The sequence below is a fragment of the Parasphingorhabdus sp. genome, assembly GCF_036964675.1.
In the GTDB taxonomy this organism is placed as follows: Bacteria; Pseudomonadota; Alphaproteobacteria; order Sphingomonadales; family Sphingomonadaceae; genus Parasphingorhabdus.
On the sequence record NZ_JBALTF010000011.1, the window covers coordinates 28050 to 45974 of the forward strand.

Below are 17925 nucleotides of genomic sequence, written 5' to 3' on the forward strand. Positions count from 1 at the left end.
TCGGGCTTTCTTCTAAAGTGTATAGGGTACGCGGATTCCCGGCATATTGGCCGGAAAATCCTTTACATTACGAGTTACCAATACGCGGCCGCGCGTCATAGCGGTTGCGAGGATGATGGCATCGGGCGATTTGAGCCGGGGTCGCTGGCGGCGCAACTGGGCAGCGCGTTCAGATATTTCTTCGTCAATCTCGTCGATTCCGAAACCGGACAGAAGGATCAAGGCCCTGCGCAGCTGCTCGTCGGTGCCTTTCGACAATGTTTCAATCCAGACCATGCGGCTGACCCAGGGGCGTGATCCGCCCTCGGTTGCCCGCCTGATTTCCGCGCGCGCCTGTTCATAGCCCGCAAATGCATCGATAATGATATTGGAATCGAAGGTAAAGCCGCTCACTGCGTTGAAGGCTTCTTCGGCTCGGGATATTTTCCAGCCAGCATATTGCTATAGATTTGCCGTTGCCGGTCATCCTCTTCATCAAAGAGATCGGGAAATTCAGCCTTCACCTCTTCATAGTCATCGTCCCATGGGCGCGTCCAGCTGGCCCGCTCGCGCCGCTGCCATTCGACGGAATCGCCGATATCCGTGCGATCCTTCCACGCGCCGAAACCAATATCCAGCCAGTCTTTCGGTGCTTCGGAACGGTAGGCGCTCACCGCCTCGCGCAGCAATTGCGCCCGCGACTTGCCCTGCTCCGCCGCCTGCGCGTCAAGCCATTTTACATCGTCTTCGGGAAGGTCAGCGAGGATACGGGTCATGATATATTGATATCATATCATGATATCATGTCAAGAATCATTCAAAACAGCTGTGAACCATCCTTCTCGAAACCGACTCTAACCCGAATTTCTTGTCGTTATTCGCCTCTGCAAGGCGCGATTTCCTGAGGACAAGCTCCACCACCCCCTACTCACCGGGCATGATAAAGGCTTCATCCGAATGATTGGCATATTCTTCGGCCAGATCATAATCGATCGGGACAACATCAGGATCTGCGCAAACCAGATCGCTGACCATTTCATTCCCTTTCAGCACCATTATGCCGTCGGTCATTTCGGGGTAATTCGGCTCATCTGCCTTGAAGTTGGTTCTGATCATCCGGCTGTAGACGGCATAGGTCACATCACCGCGCGAGAAGCTGAGCTGTTGCTCGCCGCCACCGGAATAGGGCACTCTGGCATAGGTCAGCGCGTCCTTGCCTGCAGCTTCCGGCCAGACCAGTTCGGGCGATTTCCCCAGCATGCCAAAACGATATTGCGCGCTCTTCGCGCCGGCACCGTCTTCTCTTCCGCAAACGGATATGGTTTTCCGGCTTTTCAGCTGGCAGGAAAATATGACCGGCTCACTGGCGCTGCACCATCCGGTTGCCGTGGTGTTTTTGGCAGCATCCTGACCAGCGTCGTCCGTAGCTGCCGGAGAATCGACCGCAACCGCATTCTCGGTTGATTCAACCAGCGCGTCTGCCCCGTCTACAGGTGTCTGAGCGCTGCATGCAGCGATGCTGAAGATGATCGGCATAACAGAGGCCAATCCTATGACTTTGGTCCGGTTCACGATTTCTTCTCCCTGGATTTCTTTTTGGCACTGGCCTCGTTGAACCGATCAGCCCAACCCGCCTTCACGGTCTGCTGTGCACGAACCAGCGCCAGATCACCAGCAGCAACATCCTTGGTCAGCGTCGCGCCTGCGCCAACAATCGCGCCGTCACCCACCGTCACCGGCGCCACCAGCGCACTGTTTGAACCAATGAAAGCGCGCTTGCCGATCACCGTTTTATATTTGAAATAGCCGTCATAATTGCAGGTAATCGTACCCGCACCGATATTGGCCCCCTCGCCCACTTCGGCGTCACCAAGATAGGTCAGATGATTGGCCTTGGCGCCCTTGCCGAGCGTGGTTTTCTTCATCTCGACGAAATTGCCGACCTTGGAACCTTCTTCCATTACCGAACCGGGGCGCAGCCGGGCAAATGGTCCAACATTGGTGTTCGGCCCAATGGTCGCGCCTTCGATATGGCTATGGCCATATATTTTCGCGCCGGATGCAATAGATACGCCGGGACCGAAAATCACATTTGGCTCTACCACAACATCTGAAGATATCTTCGTATCATGCGAGAACCACACCGTTTCCGGTGCAATCAGGCTGACCCCATCGGCCATCGCTCTGTCGCGCCGGCGGGCCTGCCATTCGCCTTCCACGGCGGCGAGTTCGGCGCGGCTGTTCACCCCGGCGACCTCGGCGGGATCATCAACTTCGATCACGGCGCTTTGCTGACCCGGCAGCATGACGATGTCCGGCAGATAATATTCACCCGCCGCATTATCATTGCTGATCTGATCGAGCAGGATGAACAAGTCGGTCGAGCGCACCGCCATCAGGCCGCTGTTGCACAGATTTGCCGTGCGCTCCGCATCATTGGCGTCCTTAAACTCGACCATTTTCTCGATTTCGCCCTGATCGTCGGCGATGATCCGGCCATAGGCGCCCGCGTCATCGGGCCGGAAGCCGAGCACGACGGCCCGCGGATCGGAGCCATTGTTCAGCCGGAAGATCATGTCGCGCATCGTGTCGGCGCTGACCATCGGCACATCGCCGTAGAGGATCAGCACATCACCGGCGAAGCCCTTGAGCGCGTCATGCGCCTGCGCCACCGCATGGCCCGTGCCCAATTGATCTTCCTGCACCGCTATTGCGACATTGCGGCCTGCGACACTCGCCTCAATCTGCTCGCGGCGCGCGCCAACGACTATGACGGTGCGCTCGACGCCAATGGAATCGACGGTATCGAGCAGATGGTGGAGCATCGGCTTGCCGGCGATCGGGTGCAGCACCTTGTGCATCTCCGATTTCATCCGCGTGCCCTGTCCGGCGGCGAGGATGATTGCGGCTAGCGGACGATCTGTCATCGGGTTACTCCGGAGCAAGTTGGTCATTAGCGGCCTTATCACAGCCATTTGCAGCGGCTAATGCCATGCAAAGCGGGCTTAAGCCAGCCTGTTTATTTGCCTCATGGCGGGTTCAATTCGATGGTTTTCCACCTTTGCCCCACTTGGTCCACAAATGCCGGGCCAGCATCGCCGGCGGCATCCTGAGCCAGTGGGAACGGACGTAAAAGGCGAAGCGGGTCAGCTTTCGGGTTTCCCGGCCATAGCCGTCGCGCGCCAGCAGGCGGCGGACGTAGAGATAGTCGGCAAATTTGGTTTGACCAGCAGAGAAGCTGTAGACTGGTGTGTCGTACAGGCGCGCCGCCAGACGCAAGGCTCTCGCCATCTCCTTGACCAGGTCATGGGTTTTTGCACGGACATTCAATTCCATCCAGAATTCCTCGTCCGCTTGGGAAAATTGCCGAACCAGCAAGTTGATATCCCACAGGTTTCGTAATCCGCCAGCCAGATCGCCATCGGCGAACAAATGGGCGATGGAATGCAAGACCATATCGGTCGGGGCCATGACATGGAGCCCATTGTCCAGACCAATAGCACTGTCCAACATCGCTTGGGCATCGGGGGTCCGGCGCGCGGTCAGCGGCAGGGTCGTATGATGCACATCAATCATCCGGTCGCGTTCGCGGTGAATCAGCGGTGGCAGTTCGTGCATATGATCGCGATAATATTGGTCATCATAGGGATCGGGCTTGACCCACTGCCACCCGGCATCGAGCAAGGCGGCTTCGACGAACGGCAAATCTTCCCGCTCCACCATGATATCGAGATCACCGATGCTGCGGCCCACGCCAGCGTCGAGGTCTGCCGCAACATAGGCGGTGCCCTTCATCAGGACGATCTTTCCGGGATAATCGGCGAGCGCTCGTCGGGCACAATCGGCTTCCCACAAGGCCTGCTGCCGCGCCAGATCATGCGCCTCGATGGCATCCTGCAGAACCGCGCGAACGCGATCGGGCACAGCCACTTCCTTGAGCCGATGGGCAAGCGAACCGATCAGAGATTCCGCCCGGGCGATGCTGATCAATTCTGTCCACTGGCCGCTGTCGAGCGCCTTGACGCTTGCCGGTTCCCGCAGGGCACGGACCAGGGCGCGCGCATCGCGCATCATGGCAATTGGCTCCACAGGCTGTCGATCAGTTCTTCCGCCTGTTCAACCGATTGATAATCCATTGCCTTGGTCGGGATCTGGTCGACGAACCGGGTCAGCGCATGAAATCCAGGCTCGCCCAGCGCGACATAATTGGTCGAAGCCTGAGTCAGCCGAACGAATATTTCCGAAAGTCCCATGTCCCGCAATATCGGTGAATGACCAAAGCGGGGGAATAGCAGCAGCGCCGGTTTCGCGGACTCGTCCATCCGGGCAATCGCGTCTTTAGGCGGGACAAGATGACGGATATCGCCCTTGGGCGTGGCCTTCATCTCCGGACCAAAGCGGTTTTCCGCAACAACGTTCTGCATTGCACCAATTGCGTCGTTTTTTAGACTGATTAGGCGCGGAAATGGTACGATTTGTCCGGATTCGAGGCATAATAGAGCAAATTCGTCACCCATGAAGCGCCAGCCTCTCTCGGCCAGCATGGCAGACAATGTCGATTTTCCCGAACCGGACAGGCCGGTCATGATCAGCGCTTTTCCGTCTTTTTCAACGCTGCTGGCATGGAGCAATAAATGCCGCCGCCAGCCCAGCGCCATTTGCAGGTTCATCCCCATTTCTGCAGCCAGCAACCCCTGACTGAGCGGCAACGGTGCCGCATCGGGCAACCAGAAATCACCGCCAATATGCACCGACGGGCAAATATAGCGGCGCCAGGGCTTTTCGGGTTCCAGACGAACCGTGAAATCGACGCTTCCGCCGGGCGGTGCCGGATAATCCTGATAAAGTGCTTCCAATTGTTCCAGCGGCCGTCGCCATGCCGAAGCGATCCGGAAGGCGGCAGGCCCGATTTTGAGCAGGATCTGATGCATCTCCCCCATCAGCCAGAGACCCGCGTTACCAGCCCCAGCGCGGAAAGCTCTTCGAGACGGGCAAGAATGATGTCTTCCGCATCGGTGCCTGCTTCGACGTCGAATAAAACCGTCAATCGTGATGCGATTTCAGCAGCGGTAAGCGGAGCGTCTTCCATCACCTCGATGATCGCAGGCGCGGGATCGGCCAGCATGTGGGTGATCCCGGATGGCCGGTGAAATAACAGCATCATGCTGTCCAGATCATGCCAGATCAGATCATCTTTCGCCGCAGCTTGATATTTTTGGCTCATGATGGATTACCTGCGATTCTGGTACGACATCCCGGATTGATAGCAGGCAAATGTTAAAATTGGTCGGTTATGTCAGCGCGGCATTTGCAGCGAGGCATAGCAGGTAAATCCACTCTGTCCGGCTTGCAGCCTGCGGATATAATTTACATAGGCCTGCGACTGGTCATAGGAGGTGCCCGGCAATGTCCGTCCGTTCATCGCCTGGAGCACTTCTTCACCGGTGAAATTGCGTCCCGCTGCCGGAAAAGCGCCCGGTGTGTCAGCTGTAACCACCCTACCATCGGCAGCAATATAACCGCCCGCAGCATGGTTGCCGGGGACTGGAATTTCACAATTGAGCACCGAACCTGCGGTTTGGGCCAATGCGGGCTTGATACTGACCACCGCAGAAGCCGTGATCGCACCCATCATCAAGGCACGCCGACGGGTTACGATTCCGTTCTTCTGGTCAGTATTGACTGACGGTTCGGATGGAAGGTCCTCTTTCATCGCATTTCTATCCATGGTTTCTGTTGCTTCAGATATCCGCACATAAGCAGAAATCGGGTAAAAAGCGAGTAAACAGTCCATCGCCTCAAACCGCGTCTACAATCGGGACATAGACACGCAATTCATTAACATCATCTATATATCGGCACAGCCAGATTTGGGGCACGAAACATTCCCATTGCCGATCCTGCACAGCACCGCCTAAATGGACGATATGAAAATGTCAGAATCGACCAGATGACTTCGGTTTCCCCCTTTCGTTTGCTTGTTGCCCTGGCATTCATCGTCGGCGGCGCCATTTTGGCTGGCCAATTGCCGCAATCCGGGCAACAGTTGATTGTCGTTATCGCCTCCGGGGCGATCGCATTGTTCACGGTATTGCAGGACCGGCCTGCCCCGCCCTTGCCGGACCCGGCGACGCTGGAACGACAACGCAAGCGGATCCTGTATCAAGGCCGGTCGGAAGCCTATCAGGATATTATCGACCCGATTACCGATCCTATATTGCTGGTCCGCAACGCCAAGGTTGCAGCGGCGAATCCGGCGGCGGCCAAAGTTCTCGGGGATCATATCGTCGGCGAGGATGTGCGCATTGCGATTCGTCATCCCGCCGCCGCTGACCGGCTCGCTAACCCCGACGCGAAGCACACAGGAGAGCCGATCCTGTTGGTTGGCGTCGGCAGCACCAATCAAAGGTGGGAATTGCGGATTCATACCCTGCAAGACGGTCTAAAACTGGTCCAGCTCTCGGATCGCAGCAGCCGCTACGCGGCCGAAAGAATGCGCACGGATTTTGTCGCCAACGCCAGCCACGAACTGCGCACGCCGCTGGCCGCGATCAAAGGATTTCTGGAAACACTCCAAGACCCGAAGGCCGGCAAGGATGATGAGACACGCGCACGTTTCCTGACAATCATGTATAATGAAGCCGACCGCATGCAGCGACTGATCGAAGATCTGATGTCACTTTCGCGGATCGAGGCAGAAAAATTCGAACTGCCTTCCGATGAGATTGATCTGAGCGAACTGGTCGAAGAAGCGCGCGATTTCTATATCAACAGTCGAGGCAAAAAGGCGAAGGACATCCAGGTTCATCTGCCGACCGATATACCGATGATTCACGGCGATCGGGCGCAACTGGCCCAGGTCGTGAACAATCTGCTCAGCAATGCCTTCAAATATGGGAAAAAGGGAACGCCGGTCACGATAAATCTCGCACCCAACAAAGCCGGAACGATGTTGTGTCTGGCGATTAGCGATGAGGGGGATGGCATTGCTCCCGAACATATTCCCAGGCTCACCGAGCGCTTTTATCGAGTCGACAAAGGGCGCAGCAAATCCATTGGTGGGACCGGTCTGGGACTGGCGATCGTCAAACATATTTCCGAGCGGCACGGTGGACGGATGGAAATCAACAGCGAAGTGGGCCGCGGCACAACCGTTTCCGTTTTGCTGCCAATCGCGAACAAGCTGCCCAAACGCAATGATGTCCGAAATGATGCCAAATGAATCGATCATTCCGTTGAATATTTTTCTGGAAAAGCGCGCCCTGCCCCGCTGTCACATATTTGTAACATAACTGTAATGATCAGGACATTGCACCTCCCTAGAAGCCTCCCGAACAAGCCTGTGAATCCGGCCACTGGCGCTATTCGCCATCGACCGAACGCAGACGAACTAGGGATTTATTCATGTTAAGAAAACTCGCTTTCCTGGCGACCGCCGCTCTTGCGGTGTCCGCCTGTCAGGATCAGGCTTCCGGCGGCCAAGGCGGCACCCGAAGCGAAATCCGGATTGTCGGGTCTTCAACCGTTTTTCCCTTTGCCAAGGCAGTAGCCGAGCAATTCAGCATCAACGGAGCCAATCCGTCTCCGATATTGGAGTCGACCGGAACCGGCGGCGGCATGAGCCTTTTCTGCGCTGGCGTTGGCGCGGATAGCCCCGATATCGTCAATGCTTCCCGGCGGATCAAAGCGTCTGAATTCGAATTGTGCCAGAGCAATGGTGTTACCGAAATCGTAGAAGTACAAATCGGCATCGACGGAATTGCCATAGCCCAGGCGAACAATGGCGAGTCCTTTTCGCTCACCCCGGTCCAGATGTACAAAGCCATTGCGGACCGCCCGTTCGGAAAAGAAAATACCGCAAAAAAATGGTCGGATATCGATCCATCGCTGCCGAATTTTGCGATCAGCGTTTATGGACCACCGTCAACTTCCGGCACGCGCGATGCGCTCACCGAACTGATCATGGAAGTGGGCTGTATCACCGATCCGGCGACCAAGGCACTGAAGGAAAGCGACAAAGCGGCATTTGATGCGGTTTGCCATGAAGTGAGAGCGGATGGTGCCTATATCGACGCGGGTGAAAATGACAATCTGATCGTCCAGAAGCTGAAAGCCAATCCCAATAGCGTGGGCATTTTTGGCTATAGTTTTCTCGAAGAGAATCTCGACAGCGTTCGCGGCATTTCGGTTTCAGGCGTCAACCCGACTTATGAAGCCATTGCATCGGGAGAATATCCTGGCGCTCGGCCGCTCTATGTTTACGTAAAAAATCAGCATGTCGGCGTGATACCCGGACTGAAGGATTTCATGCTGGAATTCATCAACGCCGGGACGCGGGACGGTTATCTGGTAAAAGCGGGATTGATTGCGTCGCCAGACGATGTACGAGAAAAAATGACGGAAGTGGTTCGCAACATGACACCGCTTGCGATTAGCGAACTTAAATAAACGCGTCTTAACAGGCGTATTTTGCAGATGATTTTGATACAAGGGCGGAACCAGATATTGTGACAAGTGCGACGCTCCTTTTTCTCATCATTGGCCTGGGTCTGTTCGCCTGGTTTTTTGGCCGCCTGAAGGCGTCCGGACTGAAAGCAAACGGCAAAAGCTCCCGTTCAGCGCTGCATTCCCTGCCCAATTATCATGGCTGGTATGTTGCTTTATGGGCGATTGTTCCTGCCGCGATTTTCATGGCTGTCTGGAGCTTCGTCAGTCCGGCGCTGATAACCGATGCCGCGCTGACCAGCCCCGCTGCCGCGCAATTGCCGCTAGATTCTTTTGCCCGGGCAGCGATTCTATCGGAAGCGCGCGCCATTGCTTATGGCAATCAGGTCAACGCGTTTAATCCGCTATCCCAGTCGATGGTCGAACCCTATCGCGATGCAATCTCTTATTACCAGATGATCGGAGCTATCGCAGCTCTGCTGATGGTCTTCGCTTGCGGCGTCTATGCCTGGCTTCAGATCAAGCCCGATCTGAGAGCTCGCACAAAGATCGAGCGGGTGACGATGGTCGTCCTGTTGCTCGCGTCGCTGATCGCAATCGTCACCACCGTTGGTATTTTCCTGTCGCTGGTTTTTGAAACCGCCCGGTTTTTTTCCATGGTATCGCCGATCGACTTTCTGTTCGGCACCGAATGGAACCCGAGGGCGGTGGCTGGTCCGAGAGGCGAAACCGGATTTGGCGCGATTCCGCTTTTCTGGGGCACGGTGTTTATCGGAGCGATTATCGCAATGATCGTGGCGATCCCGCTTGGACTGATGAGCGCCATCTATCTGACCCAATATGCGCCGGCAAGATTGCGGGCCTGGATGAAACCGATATTGGAGGTGCTCGCTGGCGTGCCAACCGTTGTCTACGGCTATTTCGCTGCCTTGACCGTGGCTCCCGCGCTCCGCGATTTTGCTGTCTCGATCGGCATTTCGGGCGCCTCTTCCGAGTCCGCTCTGGCGGCCGGCGTGGTGATGGGCATCATGATCATTCCCTTCGTCTCTTCGATGGCCGATGACAGTATTGCCGCCGTGCCCAGCGCGATGCGCGACGGTTCGCTGGCGATGGGTGCAACGCATAGCGAGACCATCAAGAAGGTTCTCATCCCCGCCGCTCTGCCGGGCGTCGTTGGCGGTGTCTTGCTGGCCGTCAGCCGGGCGATTGGCGAAACCATGATCGTCGTGATGGCTGCCGGTCTCGCAGCCAATATGACAGCCAATCCTTTCTCAAGTGTCACGACCGTCACCACGCAGATCGTGCAGCTGCTCACCGGTGATCAGGAGTTTGACAGCCCCAAGACTCTGGCTGCATTTGCCCTGGGCCTTGTCCTGTTCATCGTGACCTTGCTGCTCAACCTCATCGCTTTGCGCGTCGTCAAAAAATATCGGGAAGCATATGAATAGTCTCACCGAAACCAAGCGCCGCCCGACCGACTGGCAGGGAAAAGAAATGCAGCAGCGCATTGCGCGTCGCTATGCGGCCGAACGCCGATTCAAGGCTTTGGGCATGGCTGCGGTCATGCTGTCAGCGAGTTTTCTGGCCTTTTTGCTGGTGGTGATGGTGGGCAATGGATTCCTCGGCTTCACGCAGACGGAATTGCCCGTCGAGATAGATTTTCCTGCCGTCACCGGCGGCGCTTCGCCCAGTCAATTTCAAGGACCCAATGCAAATGCCAATTTGCAGACCATGGGACTGCGCGAAATCGTCGATAGCAGCATCGAAATCCAATATGGCCCGAAAGGCACCAACTTGTTCTCGCCCGGCGGCTGGACAGCGGTCAACGCAAAGATCCTGAACAACCCCGACATTGTCGAACAGAAAGCAACCGTATATCTGCCGGTCACTTCGGATATAGACGTCGCCTACAAGGACGAGGGCAATCCCGAATCCGAACAGAAAGTCCGGGAATTGGGCGATAAATTCTCAACTGGATTCAACTGGAATTTTCTAAGCAATTCAGACGCCACGGACCCGATGCAAGTGGGGATCTGGGGGGCGTTCAAAGGCTCGCTGATCACCATGATCGTGACCTTGCTGCTGGCCTTTCCCGTCGGCGTGTTGGCGGCGCTCTACCTTGAGGAATATGCGCCGAAAAACCGGTTAACCGACCTGATCGAGGTCTCGATCAACAATCTGGCCGCAGTACCGTCGATTATCTTCGGTCTGCTGGGTCTGGCGGTCTTCCTGAACTTTTTCGGCATGCCGCGATCCGGCGCGCTGGTCGGCGGCCTGACGCTGGCCCTGATGACCATGCCGGTGATTGTCATTACGGGTCGCAACGCGGTAAAATCGGTGCCACCTTCGATCCGCGAAGCGGCGCTTGGCATTGGTGCAAGCCCGCTGCAAGTGGTGTTCCACCATGTTTTGCCGCTCGCGCTTCCCGGCATATTGACCGGAACCATTATCGGCATGGCACGGGCGCTGGGCGAGACTGCTCCCCTGCTGATGATCGGCATGCGGGCATTCATTGCCACGCCGCCCAGCGGTATTACCGACCCGGCGACGGTATTGCCGGTCCAGATATTCCTGTGGTCCGACGAAGTCGATCGCGGTTTTGTCGAGAAAACATCAGCGGCAATCATTGTTTTATTATTGTTCCTCCTGACCATGAACGCACTGGCTATCTATCTGCGCAATCGCTTTGAAACCCGCTGGTAGGTGCCCGGATGAATGATGATCAGAAAATGCAAGAACCGAGTGAAAGCGTAAATATGACAGATTCGGCCACAACAGGCATGACAAGCGACGGCGGCACGCCGAAAATGACGGCGCGTCATGTCGACGTATTCTACGGCGACAAACAGGCGATCAACGACGTGTCTATCGATGTGAACATGGACAGCGTGACCGCCTTCATCGGACCATCCGGCTGCGGCAAGTCGACCTTTTTGCGCTGCATGAACCGGATGAATGACACCATTCCGATTGCCCGGGTCACCGGCGATATCATGCTGGAAGGCGAAGATATTTATTCATCGCAAATGGATGTCGTCCAGTTGCGTGCGCGGGTTGGCATGGTGTTTCAGAAACCCAATCCCTTCCCCAAGTCCATTTATGACAATATTGCCTATGGCCCGCGTATCCATGGTCTCGCCACCGGCAAGGAAGAGCTCGACAATATTGTCGAATCCTCCTTGCAGCGTGCTGGACTCTGGGGTGAAGTGAAAGACCGGCTGCTGGACAGCGGCACCGCATTATCGGGTGGTCAGCAGCAGCGCCTGTGTATCGCCCGCGCGATTGCGGTTGATCCCGAAGTGATCCTGATGGACGAGCCCTGCTCGGCGCTCGACCCCATCGCCACCGCGAAAATCGAAGAGCTGATTCACGAATTGCGCGGGAAATATGCTATAGTCATAGTGACGCACAACATGCAGCAAGCCGCACGCGTTTCGCAAAAAACGGCCTTTTTCCACCTCGGCACTCTGGTGGAATATGGCGAGACGACCGATATTTTCACCAATCCGCGGGAAGAGAAAACGCGGGATTATATCACCGGTCGCTACGGCTGATACAAAGATGATTAGGAACAATAATGGTCAATAGTGGCACAGAACATACCGTCAAAGCCTTCGATTCCGACATCAACGAATTGCGGGGCATGGTTGCCGAAATCGGCGGGCGCAGCGAGCAGGCGATCGCCAAGGCGATGCGCGCGCTGGAAAACAGCGACCTCGATCTGGCGGCTGAAGTTGTCCGGGAAGACAAGCTGATCGACGATCTCGAGAAGCGGATCGACGAACTGACATTTCAGACGATCGCGCTGCGCGCGCCGATGGCCGACGACCTGAGGGAATTGATTGCCACGTTCAAAATATCCGGAGTGGTTGAGCGGATCGGCGATTATGCAAAAAATATCGCCAAACGGGTGCCGCTGGTTACCAAGACTCATCGGCTGACGCCAATTTCGCTGCTGCCCTCCATGTCGAAAATTGCCAGTGAGCTGGTCCGGGATTCGCTTGATGCTTTCGCGCGGCGCGATGCGGAACTGGCGATGGAGGTAAACCGGCGCGATCAGATCGTCGACGATTTCTACAACAGCATCTTCCGCGCCGTGATCACCCATATGATCGAAAATCCGAAAGATATTGGCGAGGCGGCGCATCTGTTGTTCATCGCCAAAAATCTGGAACGGATCGGCGACCATGCAACCAATGTTGCCGAGATGGTGTATTTCGCCGCGACCGGTGAACCGATGCCCGAACGCACACGCGGAGAAAATCCAACGACTCCGCTGGATGACGCCCTGAGCGATGGGGCCGACTGATGGTGAATGCAAAATTATTGCTGGTCGAAGATGATGCCGCGCTTGCGGAACTCTTGACCTGGAACTTCAAAAAAGAAGAATATGATGTCATCCACACACCGGATGGCGAGGAAGCGCTGCTGCTGGTCCAGGAACACCGGCCAGACGTGATATTGCTCGACTGGATGCTGGAAAGCCTGTCCGGTATCGAGGTCTGCCGCCGCCTGCGACGGTCTTCGGAAACCGCCAATATTCCGATCATCATGCTGACCGCACGGGGGGAAGAGGAGGACAAGATCCGCGGCCTCGAAACCGGCGCGGACGATTATATCACCAAGCCGTTCAGCCCCCGCGAACTGATCGCCCGGGTAAAGGCCGTGCTGCGCCGGGTGCGACCCGCGCTGGCCGGTGAGAAACTGACCTTTGGTGATCTGGAAATGGATACTGTTGGTCACAAGGTCAAACGCGGCGGCGATACCATACCGCTCGGCCCAACCGAATTTCGCTTGCTCCGCCATTTTCTGGAACATCCCAACTGGGTATTTTCCCGCGAACGTCTGCTCGACAGCGTCTGGGGTCAGGATAGCGATATCGAACTGCGCACCGTCGACGTCCATATCAGACGCTTGCGCAAAGCGCTGAATGCCAATGACAGATCCGACATCATCCGCACCGTGCGGTCGGCCGGCTATGCGCTGGATACCGATGCTGTAGACGGATAATAATACCGTCTGTCCGGCGCGATGCGACCGGATTTGGCGGGCTAATCAGCGACCAGTTTCATAAGCTTGCGCTCAACCGGTGCCAGCACGCCGGCAAGATCATGGCCGCGCTTCAATATCTGCCCCTGTTCGCCGTGCAGCGACCACATGCCCTGGCGATTGCGTTCCGCCGGACGTTTTTCAATCCGGATCTGAGGCCGCTCCGAAGCACGGCGGAAGGCCGCAAATATCGCGACATCGCGACGCATGTCCATCGCATAGTCTTTCCAGTGGCCTGCGGCGACCATGCGGCCATATAGATTGAGTATGCGGTCCAGTTCCCGCCGCTCAAAACCCACTTGCGACGGAGTGCCTCGTTGCGGAAAGGCCGATACATTGGAATCGGTAAACCGCATCAAGCGCTATCACGCCCCTTGGTCTCGATTTCAGCATCATCGCCGTTCCGTTCTTTGGCGAATGCCGCTATTCGCTTCTGCAATTGCTCCATTTCGCATTGCAATATTTCCAGCTTTTGCGTCGATGGATCGAAAATATCGCTGCAGGGCGTTCCGTAGGGAACAAATTCTTTCTGATAATCCTTTGCCTCGACCAATGTTGGTCGGGCGCGGACGCCAACCATGGTGGCGCCTTCCGGTACATTCTGGGTGACAACCGCATTGGCGCCGACTCGCGCCCGTTTGCCGACGGTGATCGGACCGAGCACCTGGGCTCCGGAGCCCAGGATGACATCATCTTCAATGGTTGGATGGCGCTTGCCACCAACACCATTGGTCGGATTGGTACCGCCCAGGGTGACACATTGATAGATCGTCACATTGTCGCCAATTTTAGCGGTTTCTCCAATCACGGTAAAACCATGATCGATAAACAGGTGCCTGCCGATTTTTGCCCCCGGATGGATATCAATAGCCGTGAAAAATCTCGCAATATGGTTGATCAGGCGAGCAAAGAAATAGAGTTCCCCCTTGAACAGCCAATGCGCCACTCGATGCAGGCCGATGGCCAGTACACCGGGATAGAGCAGCACTTCCCAGCGCGACCGCGGAGCCGGGTCGCGAGCCTTGATGGAATCCAGATAAGCGCCCAGTTCCCGAAACATATATTTCCTCCGGATGTTGCGAAGACTATAAACTAGGCACGATAGGTCCTGATTTCCAGTCTTTTTTTGCAACCGAAACCGGACGGTGCTTTTCAAACGTCTCGTAATCACTATATTAGATCAATATCCTTCTACTGATCGAAAGCTTCGATAATGTCGACCTACCTTCCCACGCTCAAACAATTGCAATATCTGGTGGCGCTGAAAGAACATGGCCATTTCGGCAAAGCCGCCGAATCCTGCTTTGTCACCCAGTCAACATTGTCCGCCGGCATAAAGGAACTGGAAGCATTGCTCGACATCGTTCTGGTGGAGCGCACCCGCAGGGTTGTTCGCTTTACGGATTTGGGAAATCAGATGGTGGAAAAAGCCTATCGTATCTTGCGCGAGGCAGAAGAGCTTTCCGAAATGGCGCGATCTGCGGGCAAGCCGCTCTCCGGAGATATAAGGATGAGCGTCATTCCCACCATAGCACCCTTTCTTTTACCCCGCTTGTTGCCGCAATTGCGCAGAGAGCGACCGGAACTGAAACTTTATCTGAAAGAGGAAACCAGTCAGGCGGCTTGCGATTCATTGCATCATGGCCATGCCGATTGTGTCTTGCTGGCGCAGCCATTTCCCTGCGGCGATGTCGAATCCGAGGTCCTGTTCAGCGATGAAATATTCGTGGCTTTCCCGAAAGATGATCCGCGCGATCCTCCATCCGAAGTTGATCCGGCGACCATCGACGAGACCCAATTGCTGCTCCTCGAGGACGGCCATTGCCTGAAGGATCATGCGCTGGCAGCCTGCAATCGTCCTGAGTTGAGAGCGTCCGCCCGGATGATGGGAACGTCGCTGCACACGCTGGTCCAGATGGTGGACAATGGTCTTGGCCTGACCCTGCTACCAAAAATGGCGATCGACAGCGGTATCTTAAATTATACCGACATTGTCGCAAGACCGCTGAAATCGGATCGGGCCACGCGCGACATTGCCCTGGTCTGGCGCAAGAACAGCCCGCGACGGAGCGAATTTCAACTGTTGGCGGAAATCATGAAGGGTGCGCAGAACTGGGTTTCGAAAGCCCATTCCTAGGAGATTTTCCTATTTTCCCCATTTTTCCGACGCTGCGACATCGGATGCCCGTTCCTCGATCCATTTTGTTTCGCCGTCAGCGCGGGTTTCTTTCTTCCAGAACGGCGCCACCGTCTTCAGCTTGTCCATAATGAAGGAGCAGGATTCTATCGCCGCCTTGCGATGATCGGATCCGGTCACCACAAGTACGATATTCTCACCAACCGATAATTTGCCGACCCGGTGGATAATCGTGACCGCATGCAGTGGCCAGTCGGACAGCGCGGTTTCAGCAATCTCGCGCAGCGCCTTTTGCGTCATCGCCGGATAATGTTCCAGTTCGAGCGATAACAGATTGCCATCATCGCGGACCTGACCGACAAAACTGGCTATGGCTCCGCCGCCTTGCCCGGCGACCTTCAGCGACTCGTCACCGATGTCAAAATCGTCCGTTCCGACTTCTATCCTTATCATCCGCCGGTCACCGGCGGGAAGATGGCCAGTTCCTTGGCCGATCCGATCAATGACGTCGGGAGACCATAATCCTGGTCGAGCGCGAAGCGCAATTTTTCGACCGCGGCGAAAATTTCTGCATGGGCCGCGCTTCGATCGCTGAGCATCGTCAGGATATCGCCGATCGTCTCGATCCCCTCGCTCAGCTTCACTTGTTCCTGGTCAACGCCAAGCCGTTCGCGCACCCAGGCGAAATAAATTATGGTGATCGAGCGATCCATCAATCCATGTGCTTCAAGCCGACGCGCAGATAATCCCATCCGGTGATCAGCGTCAGAATCGCGGCGGCCCAGAGCGTCCACAAGCCCACGGTTTGAACGATTGGAAAGTCCGGCAAGCCGCCCGCCAATATCAGGGCGCCGAGCGAGATCATCTGAAATCCGGTTTTCCATTTGGCCAATTGGGACACCGGAACGCTGATCTGCAAGCCGGCAAGAAACTCCCGCAGCCCCGACACGGTGATTTCACGCAACAATATGACAATCGCGGCGATGGTATGCCAACCGTTGATATCCCGCGTGAATATCAGCATCAGCACAACTGCGGCGATCATGATCTTGTCGGCGATCGGATCCAGAAACATCCCGAGCTTGGAAACGGTACCCTGCGACCGGGCAAGATAGCCGTCGAAATAGTCGGTGACCGCCATCAGACAATAAAGCCCGAAGGTCAGCAAATAGTCGATCGCCAGTGGCTGGGGTCTGGCCACATCGAAGTTCGGCCAGAGCAGAAAAACCAGAATCGGCACCGCAAATATCCGCGAGAGTGTCAATATATTCGGCAAGTTCCACATAATGTTTTCGCATAGACATATTTGTACAAAATGAAAATTGATTCAACGAACTAGGGCGCAAATTCATCGCGCGCGCGCCGGTCATTGGATTTGACGCCGAGGCTGAATGGGCTAAGGATGGATTGACGCTCATTTTTCCGCTCGAAAAGAGATTTTCACTTTATGCAAAATACTGCGCATTTGCTGCGAACCAGAAGATTTTTGCCGCTGTTCCTTACGCAGCTTCTCGGGGCTTTTAACGACAATCTGTTCAAATTCTCGATGGTCATTCTGGTGACCTACGGCATTTACGACAGTGAATCCGAGGATTTCGCATTCAACGCACTCGCATCCGGCCTCTTCATCCTGCCCTTTTTCCTGTTTTCGTCGCTGGCAGGCCAGTTGGCTGACAATTATGACAAGGCACGGATCACGAGATTCGTGAAAACGCTGGAGATTTTCATTGCCGTTGTCGGCGGGGTCGGGCTTTGGCTGCATAATATTCCGATCATGCTGACCGCCTTGTTCCTGCTTGGCCTGCAATCCACCTTTTTCGGTCCGATAAAATATGCGGTTCTCCCGCAGCATCTGGAGAAAGATGAAGTCCTGGCCGGCACCGGCCTGGTCGAAGCCGGAACCTATATCGCCATTCTCGCCGGTACGATTCTCGGGGGCATCATCATTGACCGCAACGGAAACGGCGTCGAGATTGCCGTGGTTGCGGTCTTCATCGTGGCGCTCATTGGTCGCGTCGCAGCCCAGTTCATGCCGCCGGCACCGGCACAAAAGGAAGTCGAGAAAATCGACTTTAATTTTGTCCGCTCGTCGATCCGCCTGATCTCGGCCACCTTGCATGTACGCCGACTCTATCTGGCGATTATTGCGATAAGCTTTTTCTGGACCATCGGATCGGTCATGATCATTCAATTTCCGCCGCTGGTGGAAAATGTTCTGACCGCGACACCGGAAGTTGCCAGCCTGTTCCTGGGGGTATTCTCGATGGGCATTGCCATTGGTTCGATCCTGGTCAACCGCCTGCTGAAAAGTGAAG

General features: G+C 55.7%; 22 protein-coding genes. 9 read left to right on the forward strand and 13 right to left on the reverse strand.

From position 1 onward, the window contains the following. Positions 1-12: 12 nt before the first annotated feature. The 8 genes from V7665_RS03615 to V7665_RS03650 all read right to left on the reverse strand — a co-directional run bounded on the left by V7665_RS03615 (position 13) and on the right by V7665_RS03650 (position 5692). Complete coding sequence (locus V7665_RS03615) at positions 13-393, reverse strand: type II toxin-antitoxin system VapC family toxin (RefSeq protein WP_335663168.1); 381 nt, start codon at positions 391-393, stop codon at positions 13-15. Beyond that, a complete protein-coding gene (locus V7665_RS03620) occupies positions 390-755 on the reverse strand; it encodes a ribbon-helix-helix protein, CopG family (protein WP_335663169.1) in 366 nt (121 codons plus the stop codon). The genes V7665_RS03615 and V7665_RS03620 overlap by 4 nt, the downstream gene beginning before the upstream one ends. Positions 756-903: 148 nt before the next feature. Further along, the gene (locus tag V7665_RS03625; RefSeq protein ID WP_335663170.1) at positions 904-1551 is read right to left on the reverse strand and encodes a hypothetical protein; all 648 of its coding nucleotides are present in this window, start codon (positions 1549-1551) and stop codon (positions 904-906) included. Beyond that, complete coding sequence (glmU, locus tag V7665_RS03630) at positions 1548-2906, reverse strand: bifunctional UDP-N-acetylglucosamine diphosphorylase/glucosamine-1-phosphate N-acetyltransferase GlmU (RefSeq protein ID WP_335663171.1); 1359 nt, start codon at positions 2904-2906, stop codon at positions 1548-1550. Before glmU ends, V7665_RS03625 begins: the two co-directional genes overlap by 4 nt. A gap of 112 nt (positions 2907-3018) precedes the next feature. Next, entirely contained in the window at positions 3019-4050 is a 1032-nt protein-coding gene (locus tag V7665_RS03635) for a nucleotidyltransferase domain-containing protein (RefSeq protein ID WP_335663189.1), read from the reverse strand. Continuing rightward, positions 4050-4910, reverse strand: a complete 861-nt coding sequence (locus V7665_RS03640; RefSeq protein WP_335663172.1) for an HprK-related kinase A — start codon at positions 4908-4910, stop codon at positions 4050-4052. The genes V7665_RS03635 and V7665_RS03640 overlap by 1 nt, the downstream gene beginning before the upstream one ends. A gap of 8 nt (positions 4911-4918) precedes the next feature. Continuing rightward, positions 4919-5203: an HPr-rel-A system PqqD family peptide chaperone gene (locus tag V7665_RS03645; RefSeq protein WP_335663173.1), complete on the reverse strand. Its 285-nt coding sequence runs from the start codon at positions 5201-5203 to the stop codon at positions 4919-4921. A gap of 72 nt (positions 5204-5275) precedes the next feature. Then, the gene (locus tag V7665_RS03650; protein WP_335663190.1) at positions 5276-5692 is read right to left on the reverse strand and encodes a hypothetical protein; all 417 of its coding nucleotides are present in this window, start codon (positions 5690-5692) and stop codon (positions 5276-5278) included. Between the two features lie 237 nt (positions 5693-5929). Here V7665_RS03650 and V7665_RS03655 point away from each other — a divergent pair, with 237 nt between their 5' ends. The 7 genes from V7665_RS03655 (at position 5930) to phoB (ending at position 13434) form a co-directional block, all read left to right on the forward strand. Then, the gene (locus V7665_RS03655) at positions 5930-7201 is read left to right on the forward strand and encodes a sensor histidine kinase (protein ID WP_335663174.1); all 1272 of its coding nucleotides are present in this window, start codon (positions 5930-5932) and stop codon (positions 7199-7201) included. Between the two features lie 182 nt (positions 7202-7383). Then, positions 7384-8427 (forward strand): substrate-binding domain-containing protein, encoded by a 1044-nt coding sequence (locus V7665_RS03660; protein ID WP_335663175.1) that lies wholly within the window; start codon positions 7384-7386, stop codon positions 8425-8427. A 59-nt stretch (positions 8428-8486) separates the two neighbouring features. Then, the gene (pstC, locus tag V7665_RS03665) at positions 8487-9872 is read left to right on the forward strand and encodes a phosphate ABC transporter permease subunit PstC (RefSeq protein WP_335663176.1); all 1386 of its coding nucleotides are present in this window, start codon (positions 8487-8489) and stop codon (positions 9870-9872) included. Continuing rightward, positions 9865-11127, forward strand: coding sequence for a phosphate ABC transporter permease PstA (gene pstA, locus V7665_RS03670; protein WP_335663177.1), 1263 nt, complete (start codon positions 9865-9867; stop codon positions 11125-11127). Before pstC ends, pstA begins: the two co-directional genes overlap by 8 nt. 53 nt (positions 11128-11180) lie before the next feature. Continuing rightward, positions 11181-11978 (forward strand): phosphate ABC transporter ATP-binding protein PstB, encoded by a 798-nt coding sequence (pstB, locus tag V7665_RS03675; RefSeq protein WP_335663178.1) that lies wholly within the window; start codon positions 11181-11183, stop codon positions 11976-11978. A 23-nt stretch (positions 11979-12001) separates the two neighbouring features. Beyond that, a complete protein-coding gene (phoU, locus tag V7665_RS03680) occupies positions 12002-12733 on the forward strand; it encodes a phosphate signaling complex protein PhoU (RefSeq protein ID WP_335663179.1) in 732 nt (243 codons plus the stop codon). Further along, on the forward strand, positions 12733-13434 hold the full coding sequence (phoB, locus tag V7665_RS03685; protein ID WP_335663180.1) for a phosphate regulon transcriptional regulator PhoB: 702 nt from the start codon (positions 12733-12735) through the stop codon (positions 13432-13434). Before phoU ends, phoB begins: the two co-directional genes overlap by 1 nt. Before the next feature lie 41 nt (positions 13435-13475). Here the strand turns inward: phoB and V7665_RS03690 are convergent, their stop codons facing one another. Continuing rightward, entirely contained in the window at positions 13476-13829 is a 354-nt protein-coding gene (locus tag V7665_RS03690) for a DUF2794 domain-containing protein (RefSeq protein ID WP_335663191.1), read from the reverse strand. Beyond that, a complete protein-coding gene (gene epsC, locus V7665_RS03695; RefSeq protein ID WP_335663181.1) occupies positions 13829-14533 on the reverse strand; it encodes a serine O-acetyltransferase EpsC in 705 nt (234 codons plus the stop codon). The genes V7665_RS03690 and epsC overlap by 1 nt, the downstream gene beginning before the upstream one ends. A 153-nt stretch (positions 14534-14686) precedes the next feature. On the opposite strand from epsC, the gene V7665_RS03700 reads away from it, so the two are divergent. Then, a complete protein-coding gene (locus V7665_RS03700; protein WP_335663182.1) occupies positions 14687-15610 on the forward strand; it encodes a hydrogen peroxide-inducible genes activator in 924 nt (307 codons plus the stop codon). A 9-nt stretch (positions 15611-15619) separates the two neighbouring features. On the opposite strand, the gene V7665_RS03705 is transcribed toward V7665_RS03700, so the two are convergent. From V7665_RS03705 to pgsA, 3 genes are read right to left on the reverse strand one after another with little or no spacing between them, the layout of a single operon-like run. Next, positions 15620-16063 (reverse strand): molybdenum cofactor biosynthesis protein MoaE, encoded by a 444-nt coding sequence (locus tag V7665_RS03705; RefSeq protein ID WP_335663183.1) that lies wholly within the window; start codon positions 16061-16063, stop codon positions 15620-15622. Then, positions 16060-16323, reverse strand: a complete 264-nt coding sequence (gene moaD, locus V7665_RS03710) for a molybdopterin converting factor subunit 1 (protein WP_335663184.1) — start codon at positions 16321-16323, stop codon at positions 16060-16062. The genes V7665_RS03705 and moaD overlap by 4 nt, the downstream gene beginning before the upstream one ends. Further along, on the reverse strand, positions 16323-16895 hold the full coding sequence (gene pgsA / locus V7665_RS03715; protein ID WP_335663185.1) for a CDP-diacylglycerol--glycerol-3-phosphate 3-phosphatidyltransferase: 573 nt from the start codon (positions 16893-16895) through the stop codon (positions 16323-16325). Before pgsA ends, moaD begins: the two co-directional genes overlap by 1 nt. 162 nt (positions 16896-17057) lie before the next feature. Between pgsA and V7665_RS03720 the strand changes: the two genes are divergently transcribed. Then, on the forward strand, positions 17058-17925 hold an 868-nt coding region (locus V7665_RS03720), incomplete at its 3' end, for an MFS transporter (RefSeq protein WP_335663186.1).